The following is a 22327-nucleotide window of genomic DNA, read 5'->3' as shown; positions in this document are numbered from 1 at the left end:
TCACTTCCTTGTTTACGACCTCATTATGCCTCTGTTTCGAGTTCCGAGTCAAGTACAGCGAAAGCCCATAACATCTTGACGGAAAAGGGGCGCCGATTGGCGCCCCTCGTGTCACTCCCGAAAAAGCGGCGTCATTCCACCAGTTCGGGGACCTTTTCCTCCTTGCCGTGACCTTCGACGATGTCGAAGGCCAGCTTGGCCTCGGCCACCCGCACCTTGACCACACCGCCACGGGCCAGCTTGCCGAACAAAAGCTCCTCGGCCAGCGGCTTCTTGATGTGTTCCTGGATGACACGGGCCAACGGCCGGGCGCCGTATTGGCGGTCGTAGCCTTTCTTCGCCAGCCATGCGCGGGCTTCGTCGTCCAGTTCGATGGACACGTCGCGGTCGCCCAACTGGGCCTCCAACTGCATGATGAACTTGTCCACCACCAGGGCGACGATCTCGTGGCTCAGGTTGGCGAACGGAATGGTCGCGTCCAGGCGATTGCGGAATTCCGGGCTGAACATGCGCTGGATGGCTTCCTGGTCGTCGCCTTCGCGCACCTCGCGCTCGAAGCCGATGGCCGGCTTGGCCAGATCGGAAGCCCCGGCGTTGGTGGTCATGATCAAGATGACGTTGCGGAAATCGACGATCTTGCCGTTATGGTCGGTCAGCCGGCCATGGTCCATCACCTGCAACAGGATGTTGAACAGGTCGGGATGGGCCTTTTCGATCTCGTCCAGCAACAGCACGCAATGGGGATGCTGATCGATGGCGTCGGTCAACAGGCCGCCCTGGTCGAACCCCACATAGCCGGGCGGCGCGCCGATCAGACGCGACACCGAATGACGCTCCATGTATTCCGACATGTCGAAACGGGTGAGCTCGATCCCCAGGATCTTCGACAATTGCCGCGCCACCTCGGTCTTGCCGACGCCGGTCGGACCGCTGAACAGGTAACAGCCGATGGGTTTTTCCGGTTCGCGCAAGCCGGCACGCGCCAGCTTGATGGCCGAGGCCAGCGCCTCGATGGCACGGTCCTGACCGAACACCAGGGTCTTGAGGTCGCGTTCCAGGTTCCTCAGCGCCTCCATGTCGTTGGCCGACACCGACTTGGGCGGAATGCGGGCGATCTTGGCGACGATCTCCTCGATGTCCTTGACCGTCACCGTCTTGCGGCGCCGGGATTCGGGCAACAGCATGCGGGCCGCGCCCACCTCGTCGATGACGTCGATGGCCTTGTCCGGCAGCTTGCGGTCGGTGATGTACTTGGCCGCCAGTTCCACCGCCGCCTTGATGGCGTCGGTGGTGTACTTCACATGGTGGTGGCTTTCGTAATAGGTCTTGATGCCGTTCAGGATCTTGATGGAATCCTCGATCGACGGCTCGTTGACGTCGATTTTCTGGAACCGGCGCACCAGGGCGCGATCCTTTTCAAAATGGTTGCGGAATTCCTTGTAGGTGGTCGAGCCGATGCAGCGCAAGCTGCCCGAGGCCAAGGCCGGCTTCAACAGGTTGGACGCATCCATCGACCCGCCCGAGGTGGCGCCCGCCCCGATCACCGTATGAATCTCGTCGATGAACAAGACGGCGCCGTCATAATTCTCAAGCTCGGTCACCACCGCCTTCAGGCGTTCCTCGAAATCGCCGCGATAGCGGGTGCCAGCCAAAAGCGTACCCATGTCGAGCGAGAAGATGGTGGCGTTCTTCAGTACATCGGGCACCTCGCCCTTGACGATGCGCCGGGCCAGACCTTCGGCGATGGCGGTCTTGCCGACGCCGGGATCGCCCACGTAAAGCGGGTTGTTCTTGGACCGCCGGCACAAAATCTGGATGGTCCGCTCGATCTCGTGGTCGCGCCCGATCAGCGGGTCGATCTTGCCCTGTTCCGCCTTCTTGTTGAGGTTGACGCAATAGGCGTTCAGGGCATCCTCGCCCTTTTTCACCACCTTCTCCGCCTGCGCCTCGTCGTCGGCGCCGTGCACGGTGCGGGCCTGGGCGCGGCCCGGCGCCTTGGCGACGCCATGGCTGATATAGTTGACGGCATCCAGCCGGGTCATGTCCTGGGCTTGCAGGAAATAAACCGCATGGCTTTCACGTTCGGAAAACAGCGCGACGACGACATTGGCGCCGGTCACTTCCTCGCGCCCCGAGGATTGAACGTGGATGGCCGCGCGCTGCACCACCCGCTGGAAGCCGGCGGTGGGCTTGGGCTCGGCCGCGCGGGGGCTGACCAGATCGGCCAGGGAATTGTCGATGAACTCGGTAAGGTCGCGTTTCAGCCTTTCGACATCGACGTTGCAGGCCCGGAGTACGGCGACCGCATCCTGGTCCTCGGACAACGACAAAAGAAGGTGTTCGAGCGTCGCGTATTCGTGACGGCGCTCTGAGGCGTAGCCCAAGGCCCGATGAAGACTTTGCTCCAGGTTGCGTGACAGCATGCGGGCTCCTTCCGAAGGTTAGTCCTTCTCTATTGTGCACTGAAGCGGATGCTGGTTCTGCCGGGCCAAATCCATGACCTGGGTCACCTTGGTTTCCGCCACCTCGTATGTGTACACGCCGCAAATCCCCACACCGCGGGTATGGACATGCAGCATGATGCGCGTCGCCTCCTCGCGGTTCTTGTTGAAAAAGCGCTCGAGCACATGGACGACGAACTCCATCGGCGTGTAGTCGTCGTTCAGCATCAGCACCTTGTACATGGACGGCTTTTTCGTCTTGGGCCGAGCCTTGATGGCCACACCCGTCTGGTTGCCGTCGTCGTTACGTTGGTCGTCTCGATGGTCGCTCATTTTCTCGCATGCACGGGTGTTGCCCACTGGTACACCTCTATCATATTGGGCGAAACGGTCCGGCGAAAAGGGTCTCGTGTGCCGCAAAAGCCGTCGCACGACTTTTTTTGCCCAAGAAAAAGGCCCGGCGAACGAATTCGCCGGGCCTTCTCGCGCGAAACGTGCGCCGCGTTCTCAGTGCTCGATCTGGCTCAGTGCTCGATCTGGCTCAGTGCTTGGTCAGATTGGAAATCTTGTCCACCGTCGCCTGAAGACGGCTTTGCACCGGGGCCAGGGCCTCCTCGAACAGCTTGCGGGTGCTGTCGGACAGGCGAGCACCTTCGGACAGCAACCGGTCGATCTGGGCCTTGGCGTGAGCGGAATGGATGTCCACCGCCTCGTGCAGGCTCTTGGCGCCCAGAAGCTTCTTGGTCGAGGCCACGCTTTCCTCGACCGCTTCCTGGGTCAGCACCACCACCGACTTGCTGAGGTCCTGAAGCCCCTGGGCCAGCATCTGGCCGGCCTTGACCACGGCGTCCAGGTTCTCCTTGGCGGCGGCCAGGGCTTCCTCGGACGACTTCACCGCCTGGGCCTGGGCCTTCTGCACGGCCTCGACCTGATCCTTGGCGACGGCGACAGCCTGGTCGTACCCCTTGGTGGCAGCATCCTGCGACGCCTTGACCACCTGCTCCAGGGTATCCTTGCCGGCGGCAACCGCCTGCTCGATGACCTCGGCGGCCGGAACCAAAGCCGGAGCCGCGGCTTCTACAGGAGCGGCGACAGCCTCGACCGGCGCGGCGACTTCGTCGGTGGACGCAGGCGCGGCCTCGGCCGGCTTGGCCTTGGCGGCGGTGGTCTTGGCGGCCGGCTTGGCCTTGGGGGTAGTGGAGGCGGTGGTCATGACAGGCGTGCTCCTTCAGGTCGTCGTCGGAGGAGGAGACGACAAGGCGTCATCCGTCCGGGGCTGATGGGATGCGCCATCGGCGCCGCGCGTCCGGTCAACCGGAACACGCCATGCTGCGGCGCAATATTCACCGCACTATGCCCCCGCAGCAAAGCCCGAGTCAATATGACTTTGTGCAGCGCAACATCACTGTCATGGCGCTATTGCAGCAACCCGTCGGCAGTCACCTTGAGGGAGAAATTCGGCACCTCCAGACGTGACGCCTTGTCGTTCCACACCGGGTCCACGGGCAATTCGCGCGCCGGGTTGATTTCGATTCCGGTGGTATCGAGCGCGAACAACTGGACATCGAATCCCATGGCCGCGAAGGACACGGACGGATATTTCCAGGCGGTCAACCCGAAACGGCCGTCACGACACATCGCCGCCGTCCAGAAAAACGAGCGCGATGGCAGTTCCAGCCCAACCGGCGGCGGGGCGAACATGCCGCCCTGGGCAAACCCTTGAATCAGACGGTCGTAACCGTCCTGGTCAAGCTGGACCTTGGCTTCGGTCGCCCGCCACGGCGCCAGCAGATCGTCGCCCGACAATTTTCCCATGGCGCCTTGGTTCACCACCCGGATCGTCAACAGCCGACGCAGCGAATCCACTTCGTAGATCCGCAATTGTTCATTGTAATCGGCATTGTAGACCAGCCGGAAACGGTCGGGCGTGCCAGCGGCGCAAGTGGTTCGAATGTCGTCGCCACCGACGAACGAAAACCAATGCAGCTTCCGTTCGACGGGATCGCCGATGTCGCCGCCACTCCAGGTACAGGACGGCAAAAGCGCAAGACCGGCAAGGATCAGGGCGGCACGGGCAAGCAACGACGTCATGGCGGTTCCACCTTGGGATTCGAGACGACCATACATAAACATATCCTGCGAAAGTTGCGTCGCGAAACCGCGCTCAGGCAAAAAATCCCTGAAAAGCGCGGGGAAACTGGACACAGATTCGCAATTTCTTTATCCTTGCCTCCTACTCTAGTCGATGTCGATCGGTGAACGGAAGGTCGAGGAATTGAACGCGGCCCGCAGCCCTTACGGATTCGTCTCGCGGATTTTTCTGCTTTGCCTCGCCATGCTGGTCACCGGCCTGGCGCTCCCCTCCCTTACCCAGGCCGCCCAGCGCGACAGCCGTTACGGCGCCATCGTCATGGACCATGACACTGGCGCCGTTCTTTATGCGGTCAACGCCGATCGGCGATCCTATCCGGCGTCGCTGACCAAGGTCATGACGCTTTACCTGCTGTTCGACGCCCTCAATTCCGGCAAGCTTCGCCTTGACAGCACCATGCGGGTGTCGGCCCATGCCGCCGCCCAGGCGCCGTCCAAACTGGCGCTGGCGCCGGGCGAACGGATTTCGGTCGAAGACGCGGTGCTGGCCCTGGTGACCAAGTCGGCCAACGACGTCGCCGTGGTGGTGGCCGAAGCCCTGGCCGACAGCGAAGGCGACTTCGCCGAGTTGATGACCCGCAAGGCGCAGCAATTGGGCATGGACGACACCACCTATCGCAACGCCTCGGGCCTGCCCAACCCCGGCCAGATTTCGACGCCGCGCGATCAGGCCCTGCTGGCCCGCGCCCTGATCCGCACCCACGGCAAGTACTACCATTATTTCTCGACCCGCCAGTTCAAGTGGCGCGGCCAGCCCATCAGCACCCACAATCGCCTGATGCTGCGCTATCAGGGTGCCGACGGCATCAAGACCGGTTACATCAACGCTTCGGGTTTCAATCTGATGGCCTCGGCCAAACGCCAGGGCCGGCGCCTGATCGGCGTGGTGTTCGGCGGCAACACCGCCGCCTGGCGCGACCGCAACATGGCACAGATCCTGGACAAGGGCTTCGCGCGGGCGGGCAAGGGCCCCGACATCCGTAGCGCCAGCATCGAATCCGACGACCGCGCCGACCTTGACGCCCTGATCGCCGCCGCCAACCGCGACAGCTCGGTCAAGCAGGTGTCCATGCGCGCGGCCAAATCCGCCGAGACCGAGGAAGAAGGCGACGACGACCCTTCGACCTGGGCCATCCAGGTGGGAGCCTTTAATTCCTACAAGCCGGCGCACTCGGCCGCCAGTTCAGCCGCGAAAAAGCTTGGCGGGCTGGTCAGCACCGCCGCCGTGGACGTCTCTGAGCTCCACCGGGGCAAGAAGACCACCTACCGCGCCCGCCTGACCGGTTTCACCGAGGATCAGGCCCGTGCCGCCTGCAAACGCCTTGGCCGCGCCAAACAGGCCTGCCAGGTGGTTCAGGGCAGCTAACTTCTATTTCTTCCGCCGCAACGGCCGCGACGCCAGCACCGGACGGGGGCGCGCCGACACCGGGGCGCCGGGCATGCGTCCGGTTTTCAGGGCGCGTTCCATCAATTGCCGCGCCTTGGGCAGGAAAGCCCGTTTGTGACGCAACTGCCATTGCTCCAGCCGCCAATCGCGGTTGTGGGCGTTCACATGCGGTGGGCACAGAAACACCTGGGCCATCACCGACGCCCCGGACGCGGTGCGGACCTTGATGGCGTGCAGACCGTATTCCCAGCCTTCGTACACCTGAAGCCGGTGCAGCGATTCGGCGTCCACACCGCGCACCAAGGTACCTTCGACCCAACCCGAGGCATGGGGCAACATCATGGGGTAATGCCGGCCTTCCACGTGCACCCGGCGAAATCCCTGGGCGACAGCCGGCTCGGCGGCGTCCAGCCGTTTGCCGCACACCAACTGCCGCACGTCCGAATCCATCAGCGTGCCGTAAAAAAACAGGTTCATTACCCCAATCCCACGAAAGCGCGGACGGCGCCACGGCACCGCCCACCACCGCTCGTTTCTTAGTGGCGGCCCGCCGGTTCCGGCCACCAGGGCCAGTCCAACGCCGGGTCCAGCGCCTCTTCGATCTCGAGCGGCGGGTTCATGTTGTGGCGCACCTGCCCGGCATGGTCGGTGCGCAGATGGAATTCAGCGTCCACCTCGCGGCGGGCACGGTCAAGGAATGCGTCGAAATCTTCCGGGCGGGCGAAATCGGCGCGGGCGGAAACGGTGGTTTTTTGGTTACGCATGGCGTCCCCCCTTGGTCGGAAGAAGGCCTATTGCCATCCACAAATATATTCCTCGACCATCGGCACGACAAGGCCGCGCCCTGTTTGGCGCAAAGCGCGGCAGCCATGTCCCATCAATGCGGCAAAGCGACGCCGCTGGCGGTCAACTGTGCTTCCAGTGCCTTGCGCAGACGTTTGAGGCCGTCGGCATGAGTGGCCTCGCACCGGGCCACCAGCACCGCCTGGGTGTTGGAGGCGCGCAACAACCACCAACCGTCGTCGGTGTCCACCCGCACGCCGTCGATGGCGTTGACCTTGGCCCCGGCGGCAGCCAGCCGTTCCTTGACCTCGGCCACCACCTGGAACTTGCGCTCCTCGGCACAGTCGAAGCGCATTTCCGGGGTGTTGACCATATGCGGCAGCTTGTCGCGGCGACTGGCCAGGGTCTGACCCTGCCAGCGCGCCACGATGCCCAGCAGGCGGATGGCGGCGTAAAGCGCGTCGTCGAAACCGTAGTACTTATCCGCGAAGAAGATATGGCCGCTCATTTCCCCGGCCAACGGCGCGCCGATCTCGGCCATCTGGGTCTTGATCAGCGAATGGCCGGTGCGCCCCATCACCGGCTGGCCGCCCAGCCGCGCCACCTCGTCGAAGAACACCTTGGACGCCTTGACGTCGGCGATGATCGGGGCACCGGGACGGGATTTCAGCAAATCCTCGGCCAGGATCACCAGGATCTGGTCGCCCCACAGGATGCGCCCTTCGGCATCGACCACGCCCACCCGGTCGCCGTCGCCGTCGAAGGCCAACCCCAGATGAGCATGCGAGAACAGAACCTCGTCCATCAGGGCACGAAGGTTGTGCGGTTCGGTCGGGTCGGGATGATGGTTGGGAAAAGTGCCGTCGATGTCGCCGAACAGCACGGTATGGGTGCCGGGCAGACGACGGGCCAGTTCCTGCGCCACCTCGCCGGCGGCGCCGTTGCCGCAATCCCACACCACCTTGAGCGGATGAACGCCGTCGTAATCCGCCAACAGACGATCAACGTATTCGGCGAACACCGGTTCATCCACGGCCTCGCCGGCACCGGCGCCATCAAGCCAGTCACCGGCGGCGGCGATACTTCCCAGGTCCTTGATGTCGGGACCGAAGAACGGCCTTCCCTGGAACACCATCTTGAAGCCGTTATGGGTGGGCGGATTGTGGCTGCCGGTGACCATGATGCCGCCATCCGCCCCCTTTATCTTGGCGGCGTAATAGAGCATCGGCGTGGGACCGCGCCCGACCTTGGCGACGCGGCAACCGGCCGACACCAGGCCGTCCACCAGGGCGGCGGCCAGTTCCGGGCTGGACAGCCGGCCATCCCAGCCGACACAGATCGTGCGCCCGCCCGCCCGGCGGACACGGGTGCCGAACGCCTTGCCGATGGCGAAGGCGTCGGCCGCGAACAGGGTTTCGCCGACGATGCCGCGAATGTCGTATTCGCGCAGGATGGTGGGGTGGAAGGTGTGATTCATGTGGCGACCTTTTTCAAATCGGCGACCGTTAGATCAATCTCTTCGAGCAAACGCGTTTTGTCATCCGCGCGCCATTCATCCTGAAGAGATATGAGTATTCTTATGCTGATGTCGGCGTATCGCGGATAATTTCTGAGTTCGTAGATGATTGCTTTCTGCGCTGCGATTCGAACTGTTTCTCCACCCTGAGCCAAGTCTCGCACCAACTGGTGATAGTTCTCAAATTCGCGTTGCCGTTGATCGGCCTGCCGCGTCGACATATAGCGATTTGCTTGGAAGGCGATAACGGCAAGAGACACCGTCGCAGCAATGAAAGCCCCAATTGTTGCCCACTGGGCCGCCATGTTCAACGCATCACTCATCGCCAGCCCTCATGAATAAACCACAGAGGCACAGAGGCACAGAGAGGTTGGTTCTGAGGCGACATCGCGTCCCCACATCAGACACCTCTGTATCTCTGTGGTTCATATCCTCAGGTGATCACCGTCGGTTCGCTGCGCCCGGTGCGGGCTTCGATCTCGGCCACGTCGCGGGCAATCTTGATCAACTCGGCCAGGGCGTCCTGGGGGTCGGCGCCGTGCTTGGCCGGGTCGGGCTCGTATTGTTCGATATAGACCCGCAGCGTCGCCCCTTCGGTGCCGGTGCCGGACAGCCGGAAGACGATGCGTGAGCCGTCCTCGAACACGATGCGGATGCCCTGTTTGGTGCTGACGCTGCCGTCCACCGGATCGGTGTAGGCGAAATCGTCGTTGAAGGCGACCGTATAAGCTCCCAGCGTCTGTCCCTTGAGCGACAGGCCGCGCAAATGGTCCATCAATCCGTTGGCCGCCGCCGTGTCGATGCCTTCGTAATCGTGGCGGGAATAGACATTGCGGCCGTACTTGGCCCAATGCTCGCGCACGATGTCGGCCACCGGCTGCTTGCGTGCGGCCAGCACGTTCAGCCACAGCAGCACCGCCCACAGCCCGTCCTTCTCGCGCACATGGTCGGAACCGGTGCCGAAGCTTTCCTCGCCACACAAGGTGGCGAGACCGGCGTCGAGCAGGGTGCCGAAGAATTTCCAGCCGGTCGGCGTCTCGTAGGACTTGATGCCCAGCGCGGCGGCGACGCGGTCGGCGGCGGCCGAGGTCGGCATGGAGCGCGCGATGCCGGCCAGCCCCTTGGCGTAACCCGGCGCGCAGGTGGCATTGGCCGCCAGCACCGCCAGCGAATCCGACGGCGTCACATAGAAATCGCGGCCCAGGATCATGTTGCGGTCACCGTCGCCATCCGACGCCGCGCCGAAATCCGGGGCGTCGGGGCCGAACATCTCCTCGACCAGATCATGGGCGTGCACCAGATTGGGATCGGGATGGCCGTGGCCGAAATCCTCGAGCGGGATGCCGTTCATCACCGTTCCCTTGGGCGCTCCCAGGATGTCTTCCAGGATGACGCTGGCATAGGGGCCGGTGACCGCGTGCATGGCGTCGAAGCGCATGCGGAAGCCACCGGCGAACAGGGCGCGGATGGCGTCGAAGTCGAACAAGCTGCCCATCAGTTCGGCATAGTCGGCCACCGGGTCGAACACCGTGACCGCCATGCCGCCCAAGCTACGGTCGCCCACGCTTTCGATGTCCACGTCGGCCACGTCAAGGATGCGGTATTCGTTGATTTCCGTGGTCCGCGCGTAGATCGCCTCGGTCACGCCCTCGGGCGCCGGGCCACCGGCCGGAATGTTGTACTTGATGCCGAAATCCTCGTCCGGGCCGCCGGGATTGTGGCTGGCCGACAGGATGATGCCGCCGAAAGTCTTGTACTTGCGGATGACGCAGGACGCAGCCGGCGTCGACAGGATGCCGCCCTTGCCCACCATCACCTTGGCGAAACCGGCGGCGGCGGCCATCTTCAGGATGGTCTGGATGGCGCTCCGGTTGTGGAAACGGCCATCGCCGCCGACCACCAGGGTCTTGCCGGCAACGTCGCCGATGCTGTCGAAGATGGCCTGGACGAAGTTTTCCAGATAATGCGGCTGCTGGAACACCCTGACCTTCTTGCGCAGGCCAGACGTGCCCGGCTTCTGGCCGTCGAATGGCGTGGTCGCCACATGCTTCACGGTGGTCATCGGCGTTTCTCCCCTCACTCCGCATGGTTGCCCTTGGTCATCGCTCAGGAGCGGGCCGCTGTCAATGCGACGCCGTGCCATGCAGGCCGGATTGAAGCGCGCTTGACCCATACCGCAACTCGGCTTGCCCCTGTGGCACATCTTCCCTTTAATCAAACCCATGTCGTTCGCGTTTGTCCAACTGACCGCCATGACCCGGCAAAACCGCCTGATCGCCACCGACGCGGCCAAGGACGCCATCGTCGCCGCCGATGGCTGGATCGACGACTTCCACATGTATTCCAACAAGATGACCTGTATCCGCTGTCAGTTGCCGGCGGCCGCGCTGCCCCGCCTGTGCACCCTCCTCGACCAGGCCGGCATACGGATCGACACAGAATCGCGCACCAAGGCCGAGGCCTTGTCCACCAGCCCCCTTGACGCCTACGCCACGCTGCAATTGAGCTTCGTTCACGACGAACCCGACCTGATCCGTGAGGTTCCGGCCATTCCGGGGTGAACATCAACGAAGAAAACAGGAACAGATGCGAACATTCCCGTTGTGTTCCAGAACGGAATGTGTACTCTATTCGCAGAACCGCGTTGCATCCGCCCCAGGATCGGGCTAGATGAGGGGGTACTGCCATGTCGCAGGCTGTTTTGCGTCTCGTGGACAAGGACACCATGGATAGACAAAAGGCATTGGAAGCCGCCGTCAGCCAGATCGAGCGGGCGTTCGGCAAGGGTTCCATCATGAAGATGGGGCAAAAGGAAACGGTCGAGACCGAGGTGGTTTCCACCGGTTCGCTGGGCCTGGACATCGCGCTTGGCATCGGCGGCTTGCCGCGCGGCCGCATCATCGAGATCTATGGCCCGGAAAGCTCGGGCAAGACCACGCTGGCGCTGCACGTCATCGCCGAGGCGCAAAAGCGCGGCGGCACCTGCGCCTTCGTCGACGCAGAACACGCGCTTGACCCCTCTTATGCCAAGAAGCTGGGCGTCAACCTCGACGAATTGCTGATCAGCCAGCCCGATGCCGGCGAACAGGCGCTTGAGATCGCCGACACCCTGGTCCGTTCCGGCGCCGTCGACGTGCTGGTGGTCGATTCGGTCGCCGCCCTGGTGCCGCGGGCCGAGCTCGAGGGCGAGATGGGCGACAGCCATGTCGGCCTGCACGCCCGGTTGATGAGCCAAGCGTTGCGCAAGCTGACCGGTTCGGTGTCCAAGTCCAAGACCATCGTCATCTTCATCAACCAGATCCGTATGAAGATCGGCGTGATGTTCGGCAACCCGGAAACCACCACCGGCGGCAACGCGCTCAAGTTCTATGCCTCGGTGCGCATGGAAATCCGCCGGGTCGGCGCCATCAAGGACCGTGACGAGGTGGTGGGCAACCAGACCCGCGTCAAGGTGGTCAAGAACAAGCTGGCGCCGCCGTTCAAGGTGGTCGACTTCGACATCATGTATGGCGAGGGCGTGTCCAAGATGGGCGAGCTGATCGACCTGGGCGTCAAGGCCGGAGTGGTGGAAAAGTCGGGGGCATGGCTGTCCTACAACTCGACCCGCATCGGCCAGGGGCGCGAAAACGCCAAGACCTATCTGCGCGAGAACCCCACGGTCGCGCAGGAGATCGAGAGCGCCATCCGTACCAATTCCGGTCTGGTGGCCGACGCCTTGGCCGGCAACCCCGGCGATTTGGACGGCAACACCGTCGAGGAATAGGGAACGCCCGTAATTTTCCGCGCAACTTCGCGGCCGCCCCCAATGGGGCGGCCGTTCTTGTTTCCGCCGTCAGGCGTTAATATCCGGGGGAGCCACAGGGAAACAGGAACCGATGTCCAGCAACGACGCCACCTTGCGCACCTATGCCCGCACCATCCAGGGCTATATCGACCGCACCCCCCATGTGGTTGACGGGGCAACCCGCGACTGGCTGGACCGGACGATCGAGGACTTGCCCGCCGAAGCGCGCATTTTCGAACTGGGCAGCGCCTTCGGCCGTGACGCCGCCTATCTGGCGCAACGAGGTTTCGTCCCGGAATGTTCCGACGCGGTTCCAGGATTTGTCGAACATCTGCGCGGCCTTGGCTTTGACGCACGCCTGTTCAATGCCTTGTCGGATTCCCTGTCCGGCCCCTATGACCTGATTTTGGCCAACGCGGTGATGCTGCATTTCACCGCCGCCGAGTTCGCCCAGGTGGCGACCAAACTGTGCCGAGCCCTGGCACCGCACGGCCGCTTCGCCTTCAGCCTGAAACAAGGCCAAGGCGAGGAATGGTCGACCGCCAAATTAGGGGAGCCCCGCTTCTTTCGCTATTGGCAGGCCGAGGAACTGCCCGCCGTGCTGACAGCGGCAGGGTTCAAGCGGTGGGACATGGTCGCCGCCCATACCGGTCGCAACCACGCCGACTGGCTGTATACCGTCGCCCGCCCGGACTGATCAGCCGCCGCCGGCCGGATCGCCGAACACCTCTTGCCACGCCGCCATCAAGGCGCAATCCACGTCTTCCATGGTCGGCGTGTTGCCCAGATCCCACAGCGACGTCACCCCGTATTCGCTGATGCCGCAGGGCACGATGCCCTGAAAATGGCCTAGGTCGGGATCGACATTAAGCGCGACACCGTGAAAGGTGACCCATTGGCGAACCCGCACCCCAATGGCCGCCACCTTGTCCTCGCGCCGGGCAAGGCCCGGACCGGGCCCACGATCCACCCAGATGCCGACCCGTCCGTCACGGCGTTCGCCCTTGACGGTGAAGCGAGCCAACGTGCGGATCAGCCATTCCTCGAGATCGTGGACGTAGGCGCGGATGTCGGAACCGCGCTTTTTCAGGTCCAGCATGACATAGGCCACCCGCTGGCCCGGCCCATGATAGGTGAACTGGCCGCCGCGTCCGGTGTGGTAGACCGGGAAACGGTCGGCCCACAACAGGTCCTCGGGCTTGGCGCTGGTCCCGGCGGTATAAAGCGGCGGGTGCTCCAACAGCCACACGCATTCGGACGCGGTACCGGCACGGATGGCGGCGACCCGTTCTTCCATGAAGGCCAAGGCCTGGTCGTAGGGCACTAAATCGTCGCTGATTCGCCATTCTAGAGAAAAGCTCATGACACCCCTGGAAAGTCCGCTTGATTCGCGAAGGCGAGTTTGGTATTCCCCTCTCTCCTCGTTGGCAAGCCTCTCGTGAGACGAGCCGATGCGGTTCTACCGGCTATGCGACCGTGGCGGAACTGGTAGACGCGCACGCTTGAGGTGCGTGTGACGTAAGTCGTGGGAGTTCGAGTCTCCCCGGTCGCACCAAATTCGAACCCCCGCCGGTGGCGACACCGGCGGGGGTTTGAGTTTTAAAGGCTGGCGTCAGGACGCGGTCCCGTCATCCTCTGCCTCGCCATCCAATTGCCGGGAAATGCTGAGAATGGCCAGCGACAGCAGACGCGCCGCCGTATCGTACCCCGAGGACGAGATTTCCTCACGCAGATAGTCGAGTGCGGCCATCTGCCCCTCCGCACGCCGCCGCTCGCTCTGCTCGCGCCGCCAGCTCTCCAGGTCGATCAAGGTCATTGCTGCCCCCTTTGATCGTGCGATTACCGCCAGTGTGCCACGAAACGCAGGTGGAATATATACCTTTGACATAGGCTAAGCCGCCAGCAGCCATCCGCCACACACAATGCTCGCACATTGGTAATACCATTATCGGATTTCCGACAGGGGAGACATTTTCGATTCCTTCTACTCTTGTCGTTTTCTCTGGAGTGGCGTATGCCGATTTGATCTCGCGCAGGCCCGCGCGCACGATAATAAAATTACCCGAGGTCATTGTTCATGAGCATGTCGGACGAGTTGCGCGACGCCGCGCTGGAATACCATCGGCTTCCGGTCCCTGGTAAGATTTCCGTCAATCCTACCAAGCCACTAGCCAACCAGCGCGACCTTGCCCTGGCCTATTCCCCAGGTGTCGCCGCCGCCTGCGAGGCCATCGTTTCCGACCCGGATGCCGCCGTCGAAGTCACCGCGCGCGGTAATCTTGTTGCTGTCGTCACCAACGGGACCGCCGTCCTGGGCCTGGGCGCCATCGGCCCGCTGGCCGCCAAGCCAGTGATGGAAGGCAAGGGCGTGCTGTTCAAGAAGTTCGCCGGCATCGATGTCTTCGACATGGAAATCAACGAGTTGGACCCCGACCGGCTGGTGAACGTCATCGCTGCCATGGAGCCAACCTTCGGCGCCATCAACCTGGAAGACATCAAGGCCCCGGAATGTTTCGAGGTCGAACGCCAGCTCAAGGAGCGGCTGTCGATCCCGGTGATGCATGACGACCAGCACGGCACCGCCATCGTGGTCGCGGCGGCGATGATCAACGCGCTCCGCATCGTCGGTAAGGATATTTCGCAGGTCAAGCTGGTGGCCTCGGGCGCCGGCGCCGCCGCTCTCGCCTGCCTCAACCTTCTGGTGTCGGTCGGCGTCAAGCGCGAGAACATCTGGGTCACCGACATCAAGGGCGTGGTCTACAAGGGCCGCAACGAACTGATGGACCCCTATAAGGAGATTTTCGCCCAGGAAACCGAGGCCCGCACGCTGGCCGAGGTCATTCCCGGCGCCGACATCTTCATGGGACTGTCGGCGCCGCGCGTGCTGACCGGCGAAATGGTGGAAACCATGGCCGACAAGCCGATCGTCTTCGCCCTGGCCAACCCGACCCCGGAAATCCTGCCCGAGGAAGTCAAGGCGGTGCGCCCCGACGCCATCATCGCCACCGGGCGCTCGGACTATCCCAACCAGGTCAACAACGTCCTGGTATTCCCCTATATCTTCCGCGGCGCGCTGGACGTCGGCGCCACCCAGATCAACGAAGACATGAAGCTGGCCGCCACCTACGCCCTGGCCGATCTGGCCATGGCGGAATCGGACGAGCGCGTGCGTGCCGCCTATGGCGAACAGCCATTGTCGTTCGGCCCGGAATACCTGATCCCCAAGCCGTTCGATTCGCGCCTGATCCTCAAGATCGCCCCGGCGGTGGCCCGCGCCGCCATGAATTCCGGCGTGGCGCGGCGCCCGATCATCGATTTCGATGCCTATCACGAGACCCTGGCCCAATTCGTGTTCCGTTCGGGCCTGGTGATGAAGCCGGTGTTCGACCGCGCCAAGCAGGATTTGCGCCGCGTGGTGTTCACCGAAGGCGAAGGCCGTCGCGTGCTGATGGCGGTGCAGGCGGTGGTGGACGAAGGCGTCGCCTTCCCGGTGCTGATCGGCCGTCGCGACGTGGTACAGAAACGCATCAAGGATCTGGACCTGCGCCTCAAGCTGGGAACCGATTTCGATCTGGTGGACCCCGAGAACGACCACCGCTTCACCGAATACTGGCGCGCCTATCACACCATCATGGAGCGCAAGGGCGTGTCGCCCGACTATGCCCAGACGGTGATCCGCACCCGGACCACGGTGATCGGTGCGCTGATGGTCCTGCGCGGCGAGGCCGACGCCCTGATCTGCGGCACCATCGGCCGCTACGAAAAGCACCTGAGCCATATCTCGGACGTCATCGGCCTGCGCGACGGCGTCAAGGTGCCGGCGGCCATGAGTCTGTTGATCATGCCCCAGGGCACGTTCTTCATTTGCGACACCTACGTCACCGCCGACCCGACGCCGGAACAGATCGTCGAGACCACCTTGCTGGCGTCCGAGGAAGTGCGCCGCTTCGGCATCGAACCCAAGGTGGCGCTGTTGTCCCATTCCAACTTCGGCTCGCACCGCTCGGCCTCGGGCGCCAAGATGCGCGAGGCGCTGGCCCTGTTGCACGAACGCGCGCCGTATCTGGAGGTCGAGGGCGAAATGCATGGCGACGCCGCCATCAACGAAGGCATCCGCTCCCGCATCTTCCCCAATTCGCGCCTCAAGGGACAGGCCAACCTGTTGATCATGCCCAACCTGGACGCCGCCAACATCTCGTTCAACCTGATCAAGGCGTTGGGCGAGGGCATGACCGTCGGCCCGATCCTGATGGGCGCGCGGTTGCCGGCCCACATCCTCACGCCGTCGGCCACCGTGCGCAACATCGTCAACGTCACGGCCCTGGCCGCCGTCGACGCCCAGATGGCGGCACAGTCCCGACGCTAAGGAGCTGGGGGCGCGGTTCCGGCCGCGCCCCATCCACCATCATGACACCCGATGAAATCCTTTCCCGCATCCTGTACCAGGATCAGGACGTCATCGTCCTGGACAAGCCGGCCGGGTTGCCGGTGCATGCCGGGCCCAATTCGCCCGACCATCTGGAACTGTACCTGGACGCGCTGAAATTCGGCTGGAACCAGCCGCCGCGCCTGGCCCACCGGCTGGACCGCGACACCTCGGGCTGTCTGGTGCTGGGCCGCCACGACAAGGCCATGCGCCGTCTTGGCAAGATGTTCATGGCCCATCAGGTGGACAAGGCCTATTGGACGGTGGTGGTCGGCCGCCCGGCCCAGGATTCCGGCCGCGTCGACAGCCCCATCCTCAAGGTGGTGACACCGCGCACCAAGGACAGCCACGGCTTTTGGCGCATCGTCTGCGACCCCAAGGGGCAAGAGGCGGTGACCGACTGGCGGGTGATGGGCAGCACCGGCGATTTGACCTGGATCGAATGCGTGCCGCGCACCGGCCGCACCCACCAGATTCGCGTGCACATGAAGGAGTTGGGCTGTCCGGTTCTGGGCGACGCCTATTACGGCCTCGATCCCCAACCGGCCGCCCCCTTGCACCTGCATTCGCGGCGTGTCGGGCTCAGGCCCCTGTCGCCCAGCAAACCCGCCATCCGGGTCGAGGCGCCGCCGCCCGAGCACATGCGGGCGGCACTGGGGGCTTGCGGCTGGAACGGCGCCTGAACACAACCATTTGAGTCGCATTCCTTCCGGGATTCCGGCAACCTTTTTGCGCGTTCAAATATGAATGCACAATCGGGAGGGGAATTACCGTGAGCAACAACCACTCGAAAATCCGCTTTATCGGCTATGCCATTCCCACCACTCCGGCATCCATGGTCGCCATCGGCGATCCCAACGGCCCCGGCGCGGTGGCAGGCACCTATCTGGGCAGCAAGGATCTGGCCGCCGACATCGCCGCCCGGGTGGCGGTCCTGAAGAACGCGGTCGAAGCGGCCCGCGCGCAATTGCAAGGCGCCCCCAACGACACCAGCATCACCAACGTATTCGTGGCCCCGGAATTCTATTTCCACGGCGAGCAAGGCCCCTATGTCTATGCCGACGATGCCGACGACCCGGCACCCATGCTCCTGGCGGCGCTGGCCAAGGCTTTCCCGGCCAGCGACTACCCCAACTGGACCTTTGTCTGCGGCTCGGCCATTTCCGCCCAGATCCGCAATATCGACCATGTCTACGCCGAGAACTCCACCGTCGTGCGCAATGCCGTGGTCGAGGCGCTGTCCAAGCAATGGCTGGCGGCTTTCGGACCGCTGAACGGCGTGATCTTCGACATGCTGGTGAACTTCATCAAGAACTGCCATTCCTATCCCAACATGGAAGTGCGCAACCGCGCCCTGGTGGTCAGCAACATCCCGGTCAGCACCTATGACGGCGCCAGCACCGACCGCATGACCACCGAGAAGTACTTCGTCTCGAACGAAGACTTCATCCTGTACGACGTCACCGGCCGCCGTGACGTGGTCACCGAGCAGATGACCGCCTATCCCCTGATCGATCTGAGCGGCGGCGACCTCAAACGATCGCCCTTCGACCAATACGCGGTGTTCCGCCAGGATTACGGGGTCGCCAACTTCCCAGAATACATGGATTTCGCCATCGAGATCTGCCTGGACCACAGCGACGTGCGTCTGCGCCGCAACATCGAAAGCGAGCCGTGGCCACGGCCCACCGACGCCATCCACATCCACCTGATCCCGTCCTGCGGCATGCAGATCAGCCAATCCAGCGTCGCCGCCGACAAGGACGGTTTCGTCTTCAACTGCGACGGCCAATACGCCTTGGACAAGAGCGACGGCACGCCGCAACAGGGGACGTTGAACAGCGTGGATTGCGTCTACGTCAACCACAACCAGCCGCCCGGCAATACCGGCTATGCCGCCCACACCCAACTGGCACGGGTCTCGGTGGCGGCCACCGGCAACGACCCCAAGGCCAAGACCTCGACCCAGCCCCAGTTCCACAAGCTGGAAGCGACCGACATCGTGGTCGCCGACGTCACCGCCATCCCCGAATTGGCTTCCCATTTCGCCGGGGGGCCGGGACAAATCCACATCTACGGCCGCGACACGCCGTTTACCCTATACCCGTGATACCGCGGCCGCCCTTTGAAATATTCGCCGGGCGGTATGACAGGGCAGGAAGGGGGCGTCAACGGGCGTCCTCTTCCTCATCGTCATAAATTCGTCATTTCGCCAAATGACGAAATAAGCTTATGCTGTCGCCATGATCGACAGCTTCGAAATCCTGACCAAGGCTCTGGCCGACGCCTCCCGTCTCCGCCTCCTCAAACAGCTTGAGGACGGCGAGGTCTGCGTCTGCGTGCTGACCGAATCGTTGGGTCTGGCCCCGGCCACCGTTTCCAAACACCTGTCGCTGCTGAAGGCCGCCGGATTCATCCAGGCGCGCAAGAACGGCCGCTGGGTGCATTACCGCCTGCACGATTCCCCCGCCCCGGCGGCGGCAGCGTTGCTGGCGGTGCTGCGCGAACAAGTGTCGTCCGAGGCGGCATCCCCCACCCCCTGCTGCGAGTAACGTCATGACCGACCGTGTCTATAACGTCCTGTTCCTGTGCACCGGCAATTCCGCCCGTTCGGTGCTGGCCGAGGTCCTGCTGGCCACCAGGGGCGAAGGCCGCTTCCGTACCTTTTCCGCTGGATCGCATCCCGCCGGCGCCGTCAACCCGCTGACCCTGCGCACCCTGGAACTGGCGGGCCTTTCCACCGAAAACTTGCGTTCCAAGAGTTGGGACGAATTCGCCGTCCCCGGCGCGCCAACCATGGATTTCGTCTTCACCGTCTGCGACAACGCCGCCGGCGAGGTCTGCCCCGTCTGGCCGGGTCAGCCGATCAGCGCCCATTGGGGGTTCGAGGACCCCGCCGCCGCCACCGGCAGCGAGGCGGAACGGCTGGCGGTGTTCGCAGAGGTGTTCCGCCAGATCGACCGCCGGGTCAGCGCCTTCGCCGCCCTGCCCATCGCCAGCCTGGACCGGCTGGCGCTGAAGCGCGAAGTGGACCGCCTGGGCCAGGAGAGCGCCCGGTGAGCACCTTCGAACGCTATCTGTCGCTGTGGGTGGCGCTGTGCATCGTCGTCGGCGTCGCCCTGGGCCATTTCCTGCCCGGCGCGGCCCGGGCGCTGGGCGACCTGGAAGTGGCCCGCGTCAACCTGCCGGTGGCGGTGCTGGTATGGCTGATGATCATTCCCATGCTGCTGCGCATCGATTTCGGCGCGCTCGGCCATGTGCGCGAACACTGGCGCGGGTTGCTGTCCACGGTGGGCATCAACTGGCTGGTCAAGCCGTTCTCCATGGCGCTTTTGGCCTGGGTGTTCGTGGAAACCCTGTTCCGGCCGCTGCTGCCCGCCGAACAGATCGAATCCTACGTGGCCGGCCTGATCCTGCTGGCGGCGGCACCGTGCACCGCCATGGTCTTCGTCTGGAGCAACCTGTGCCGGGGCGAACCCCATTTCACCCTGACCCAGGTGGCGTTGAACGACACCATCATGGTGTTCGCCTTCGCCCCCATCGTCGGCCTGTTGCTGGGGCTGTCGTCCATCGTGGTGCCGTGGGACACCCTGTTGCTGTCGGTGGCGCTGTATATCGTGGTGCCGGTGGCCGTGGCCCAGGCATGGCGCCGTACCGTACTCAGGCGCGGCGGCGAGGCTGCGCTGGCGGGATTGCTGCGGCGGCTGGGGCCGCTGTCCATCACCGCCCTGCTGGCGACGCTGGTGCTGCTGTTCGCCTTTCAGGGCGGGCGCATCCTGGAACAGCCGCTGGTCATCGCCCTGCTGGCGGTGCCCATCACCATCCAGGTCTATTTCAACGCCGCGCTGGCCTATGGACTGAACAAGAAACTGGGCGTCGCCCATTGCGTCGCCGGCCCATCGGCGTTGATCGGTGCCAGCAACTTCTTCGAACTGGCGGTGGCCGCCGCCATCAGCCTGTTCGGGCTGGATTCCGGCGCGGCGCTGGCCACCGTGGTCGGCGTGCTGGTGGAAGTGCCGGTCATGCTGAGCGTGGTGCGCATCGTCAACGCCAGCAAAGGCTGGTACGAGGAGGCATGACGCCTCCTCACCCGGTCAGCGCCCGATGGTCAGCGTCGCCCAGCCGTCGATGACCTGACGGTCCTTGAGGGTCAGGCCCTGGCGCTCGTGCACGCCCATGACCATGCGTTCCTGCCAGTCCAACAACCCCGACAGCACGGCGACGCCGTCGGGCGCCAGATGGGCCGCCAGATCCTTGGCGAAGCGCATCAGCGGCTTGGCCAGGATGTTGGCGCAGATGATGTCGAACGGCCGTTTCTTCTTCAGCAGCGGATTGCGGTAACCGTCGGACACCACGCTGGTAAAGCGGGCGCCCACCTGGTTCAGTTTGGCATTGTTGGCCGCCACCTTGACCGCGCCGGGGTCGATATCGGTGGCGATGACGTCGCAGGCCCACATCTTGGCCATGGCGATGCCCAGGATGCCCGAGCCCGAGCCCAGGTCGAGGGGACGCAGGAAACGCCGCTTCTTGGCCAGCTTGTCCAGCGCCAACAGACAGCCCCGCGTGGTGGCATGCTCACCCGAACCGAAAGCGGTGCCGGCGTCCACCAGAAGCTCGATACGGCCGATGGGGGTCGGTTCCTCCCAATGCGAGCCGCGCACGTAGAAGCGGCCGGCGTCGATGGCCGGAAAATCGCGCAGGTTCTCAAGCACCCAATCGACGTTGGGCAGCCGCTCGACCACCAGTTCCGGCACCTCCAACCCGTTGGCGGCGGCCACCGTGGACAGGGCGGCGATGATCTTGGCCCGCTCGGGCGGAGTGCGGGAATAGCCTTCCAGATGCCAGGGGCAGTCGCCATCGGAAATGCCCGACTTGTCGTCCATGAACATGGTGACCGATTCGGCGAAGCGCTCGAACACCTCTTCGAACACGGGCATGGCCTCGGGGCCGGTGGTCAGACGCAGGTGCCAGATATCGGGAAACACGGGGGGCATGGAAAGAGCCTTGCTGGAATGGACCGAAAGACCGCCACCTATACCGCAGCAATCACCGGAAAGCCAACCGGCACGACCCCCACGCCAGACGGATCAGCGCCCGGCTGCCGAAATTGCCCTTGTTGCCGGGACCTGCCCGGCGCACGGTGCCGAAATAGGTCAGGTAAAGCTGGCGGAAGCGGGTCTTTTCCACCGCCACGCCGCCCAGGCCGCGCACTTTCTGCACCTGACGCCCGTTTTCGGGCGCGAACCCCATGCCGGCGCGGGGCGCCGACAACAGCGCCGCCGGTTCGCCGTCCAATGCCGTCATCACCCGGAAAAAGGCGCCGTACCCTTCGCCCATGCCCTCCAGATACAGATCCAACTGTTCCGGTTCCTCGACCAATCCCGCGCCGTCGCGCAACGGCAAGTCGTCGGGATCGTGGATCAGGATTTCGTCGGCCGATCCCCACAACTCGCTTCGCCCGGCCTTGTCCAACATTTCCGCCAGGGTGGGAAAGGCCGAAACGTGCAGCGCCGGCCCCGACAGGCCGCCGGTATAAACCAGCGAAAAAGCCCGACGCGCCACCGTGAGCGTGCCGCCCACCGGCCGGATGTCGCGCCCGTCCTGGCGAGCCAGCAACTGGTCGCAATGCAGCGTCGGCGCGGAGGATTGCGGCGGCAGGGGAACCGGCTGGCTTTGCCGCGGTGGGACCGGAAGCGGTTGCGGCTGCGGTTGCGACACCGGCGGCGGCGCCTCGGGCTCGGGTGGCGGCGTCTCGGCACAGGATGCCAAGAGCAAAAGCCCTCCCAACAGGCCGGCCATCCCTATCCGGCGTGGCGTCATGGCATCCCCCCTTCGGACC

General features: G+C 63.9%; 23 protein-coding genes and 1 tRNA gene. 11 read left to right on the top strand and 13 right to left on the bottom strand.

The genetic code is table 11. From position 1 onward, the window contains the following. Positions 1-131 precede the first annotated feature (131 nt). The 4 genes from clpA to G4223_RS17245 all read right to left on the bottom strand — a co-directional run bounded on the left by clpA (position 132) and on the right by G4223_RS17245 (position 4532). Positions 132-2423, bottom strand: a complete 2292-nt coding sequence (gene clpA / locus G4223_RS17260; RefSeq protein WP_163682299.1) for an ATP-dependent Clp protease ATP-binding subunit ClpA — start codon at positions 2421-2423, stop codon at positions 132-134. A gap of 18 nt (positions 2424-2441) precedes the next feature. Then, entirely contained in the window at positions 2442-2774 is a 333-nt protein-coding gene (gene clpS, locus G4223_RS17255) for an ATP-dependent Clp protease adapter ClpS (RefSeq protein ID WP_163682297.1), read from the bottom strand. Between the two features lie 208 nt (positions 2775-2982). Beyond that, positions 2983-3654 (bottom strand): phasin family protein, encoded by a 672-nt coding sequence (locus G4223_RS17250; RefSeq protein WP_163682295.1) that lies wholly within the window; start codon positions 3652-3654, stop codon positions 2983-2985. Between the two features lie 203 nt (positions 3655-3857). Continuing rightward, complete coding sequence (locus G4223_RS17245; protein WP_163682294.1) at positions 3858-4532, bottom strand: hypothetical protein; 675 nt, start codon at positions 4530-4532, stop codon at positions 3858-3860. Between the two features lie 244 nt (positions 4533-4776). Here G4223_RS17245 and G4223_RS17240 point away from each other — a divergent pair, with 244 nt between their 5' ends. Then, the gene (locus G4223_RS17240; RefSeq protein WP_241004193.1) at positions 4777-5958 is read left to right on the top strand and encodes a D-alanyl-D-alanine carboxypeptidase; all 1182 of its coding nucleotides are present in this window, start codon (positions 4777-4779) and stop codon (positions 5956-5958) included. A gap of 3 nt (positions 5959-5961) precedes the next feature. On the opposite strand, the gene G4223_RS17235 is transcribed toward G4223_RS17240, so the two are convergent. From G4223_RS17235 to G4223_RS17215, 5 genes are all read right to left on the bottom strand, one after another. Beyond that, entirely contained in the window at positions 5962-6456 is a 495-nt protein-coding gene (locus G4223_RS17235; protein WP_241004192.1) for a gamma-glutamylcyclotransferase family protein, read from the bottom strand. A 59-nt stretch (positions 6457-6515) separates the two neighbouring features. Continuing rightward, positions 6516-6743 carry a hypothetical protein gene (locus tag G4223_RS17230; RefSeq protein WP_163682290.1) on the bottom strand — a complete coding sequence of 76 codons (228 nt, stop codon included), beginning with the start codon at positions 6741-6743 and terminating at the stop codon, positions 6516-6518. A 113-nt stretch (positions 6744-6856) separates the two neighbouring features. Next, a complete protein-coding gene (gene pgmG, locus G4223_RS17225) occupies positions 6857-8239 on the bottom strand; it encodes a phosphoglucomutase/phosphomannomutase PgmG (RefSeq protein ID WP_163682288.1) in 1383 nt (460 codons plus the stop codon). Continuing rightward, a complete protein-coding gene (locus G4223_RS17220; RefSeq protein ID WP_163682285.1) occupies positions 8236-8601 on the bottom strand; it encodes a hypothetical protein in 366 nt (121 codons plus the stop codon). Before G4223_RS17220 ends, pgmG begins: the two co-directional genes overlap by 4 nt. Positions 8602-8711: 110 nt before the next feature. Next, on the bottom strand, positions 8712-10340 hold the full coding sequence (locus G4223_RS17215) for an alpha-D-glucose phosphate-specific phosphoglucomutase (RefSeq protein ID WP_163682284.1): 1629 nt from the start codon (positions 10338-10340) through the stop codon (positions 8712-8714). A gap of 160 nt (positions 10341-10500) precedes the next feature. On the opposite strand from G4223_RS17215, the gene G4223_RS17210 reads away from it, so the two are divergent. From G4223_RS17210 to G4223_RS17200, 3 genes are all read left to right on the top strand, one after another. Beyond that, positions 10501-10839, top strand: coding sequence for a hypothetical protein (locus G4223_RS17210; protein WP_163682282.1), 339 nt, complete (start codon positions 10501-10503; stop codon positions 10837-10839). A gap of 125 nt (positions 10840-10964) precedes the next feature. Next, on the top strand, positions 10965-12041 hold the full coding sequence (gene recA / locus G4223_RS17205; RefSeq protein WP_163682280.1) for a recombinase RecA: 1077 nt from the start codon (positions 10965-10967) through the stop codon (positions 12039-12041). A 112-nt stretch (positions 12042-12153) separates the two neighbouring features. Continuing rightward, a complete protein-coding gene (locus tag G4223_RS17200; protein ID WP_163682278.1) occupies positions 12154-12759 on the top strand; it encodes a methyltransferase domain-containing protein in 606 nt (201 codons plus the stop codon). Here the strand turns inward: G4223_RS17200 and lipB are convergent, their stop codons facing one another. After that, a complete protein-coding gene (gene lipB, locus G4223_RS17195; RefSeq protein WP_163682276.1) occupies positions 12760-13425 on the bottom strand; it encodes a lipoyl(octanoyl) transferase LipB in 666 nt (221 codons plus the stop codon). Positions 13426-13532: 107 nt separating this feature from the next. Between lipB and G4223_RS17190 the strand changes: the two genes are divergently transcribed. Continuing rightward, positions 13533-13617, top strand: a tRNA-Leu gene (locus G4223_RS17190). A 57-nt stretch (positions 13618-13674) separates the two neighbouring features. Here G4223_RS17190 and G4223_RS17185 read toward each other — a convergent pair. Further along, positions 13675-13878 carry a hypothetical protein gene (locus tag G4223_RS17185; protein ID WP_163682274.1) on the bottom strand — a complete coding sequence of 68 codons (204 nt, stop codon included), beginning with the start codon at positions 13876-13878 and terminating at the stop codon, positions 13675-13677. 267 nt (positions 13879-14145) lie between these two features. On the opposite strand from G4223_RS17185, the gene G4223_RS17180 reads away from it, so the two are divergent. The 6 genes from G4223_RS17180 to arsB all read left to right on the top strand — a co-directional run bounded on the left by G4223_RS17180 (position 14146) and on the right by arsB (position 20567). Further along, positions 14146-16428, top strand: coding sequence for an NADP-dependent malic enzyme (locus G4223_RS17180; RefSeq protein ID WP_163682579.1), 2283 nt, complete (start codon positions 14146-14148; stop codon positions 16426-16428). 41 nt (positions 16429-16469) lie between these two features. Then, the gene (locus G4223_RS17175) at positions 16470-17171 is read left to right on the top strand and encodes an RluA family pseudouridine synthase (RefSeq protein WP_163682272.1); all 702 of its coding nucleotides are present in this window, start codon (positions 16470-16472) and stop codon (positions 17169-17171) included. Between the two features lie 89 nt (positions 17172-17260). Beyond that, a complete protein-coding gene (locus tag G4223_RS17170) occupies positions 17261-18598 on the top strand; it encodes a hypothetical protein (RefSeq protein WP_163682270.1) in 1338 nt (445 codons plus the stop codon). A gap of 133 nt (positions 18599-18731) precedes the next feature. After that, entirely contained in the window at positions 18732-19040 is a 309-nt protein-coding gene (locus G4223_RS17165; protein ID WP_163682268.1) for an ArsR/SmtB family transcription factor, read from the top strand. 4 nt (positions 19041-19044) lie between these two features. Continuing rightward, the gene (locus G4223_RS20105; protein ID WP_163682266.1) at positions 19045-19548 is read left to right on the top strand and encodes an arsenate reductase ArsC; all 504 of its coding nucleotides are present in this window, start codon (positions 19045-19047) and stop codon (positions 19546-19548) included. After that, positions 19545-20567, top strand: coding sequence for an ACR3 family arsenite efflux transporter (arsB, locus tag G4223_RS17155; RefSeq protein WP_163682265.1), 1023 nt, complete (start codon positions 19545-19547; stop codon positions 20565-20567). Before G4223_RS20105 ends, arsB begins: the two co-directional genes overlap by 4 nt. A gap of 15 nt (positions 20568-20582) precedes the next feature. Here the strand turns inward: arsB and G4223_RS17150 are convergent, their stop codons facing one another. Both G4223_RS17150 and G4223_RS17145 read right to left on the bottom strand, forming a co-directional pair. Further along, the gene (locus tag G4223_RS17150) at positions 20583-21482 is read right to left on the bottom strand and encodes a 50S ribosomal protein L11 methyltransferase (RefSeq protein WP_163682263.1); all 900 of its coding nucleotides are present in this window, start codon (positions 21480-21482) and stop codon (positions 20583-20585) included. 52 nt (positions 21483-21534) lie between these two features. Further along, the gene (locus G4223_RS17145; protein ID WP_163682261.1) at positions 21535-22308 is read right to left on the bottom strand and encodes a hypothetical protein; all 774 of its coding nucleotides are present in this window, start codon (positions 22306-22308) and stop codon (positions 21535-21537) included. Positions 22309-22327 lie beyond the last annotated feature (19 nt).

It is taken from the genome of Magnetospirillum aberrantis SpK (assembly GCF_011022235.1).
Classification (GTDB): Bacteria; Pseudomonadota; Alphaproteobacteria; order Rhodospirillales; family Magnetospirillaceae; genus Magnetospirillum; species Magnetospirillum aberrantis.
This window is presented reverse-complemented; position numbering and strand designations above follow the sequence as displayed.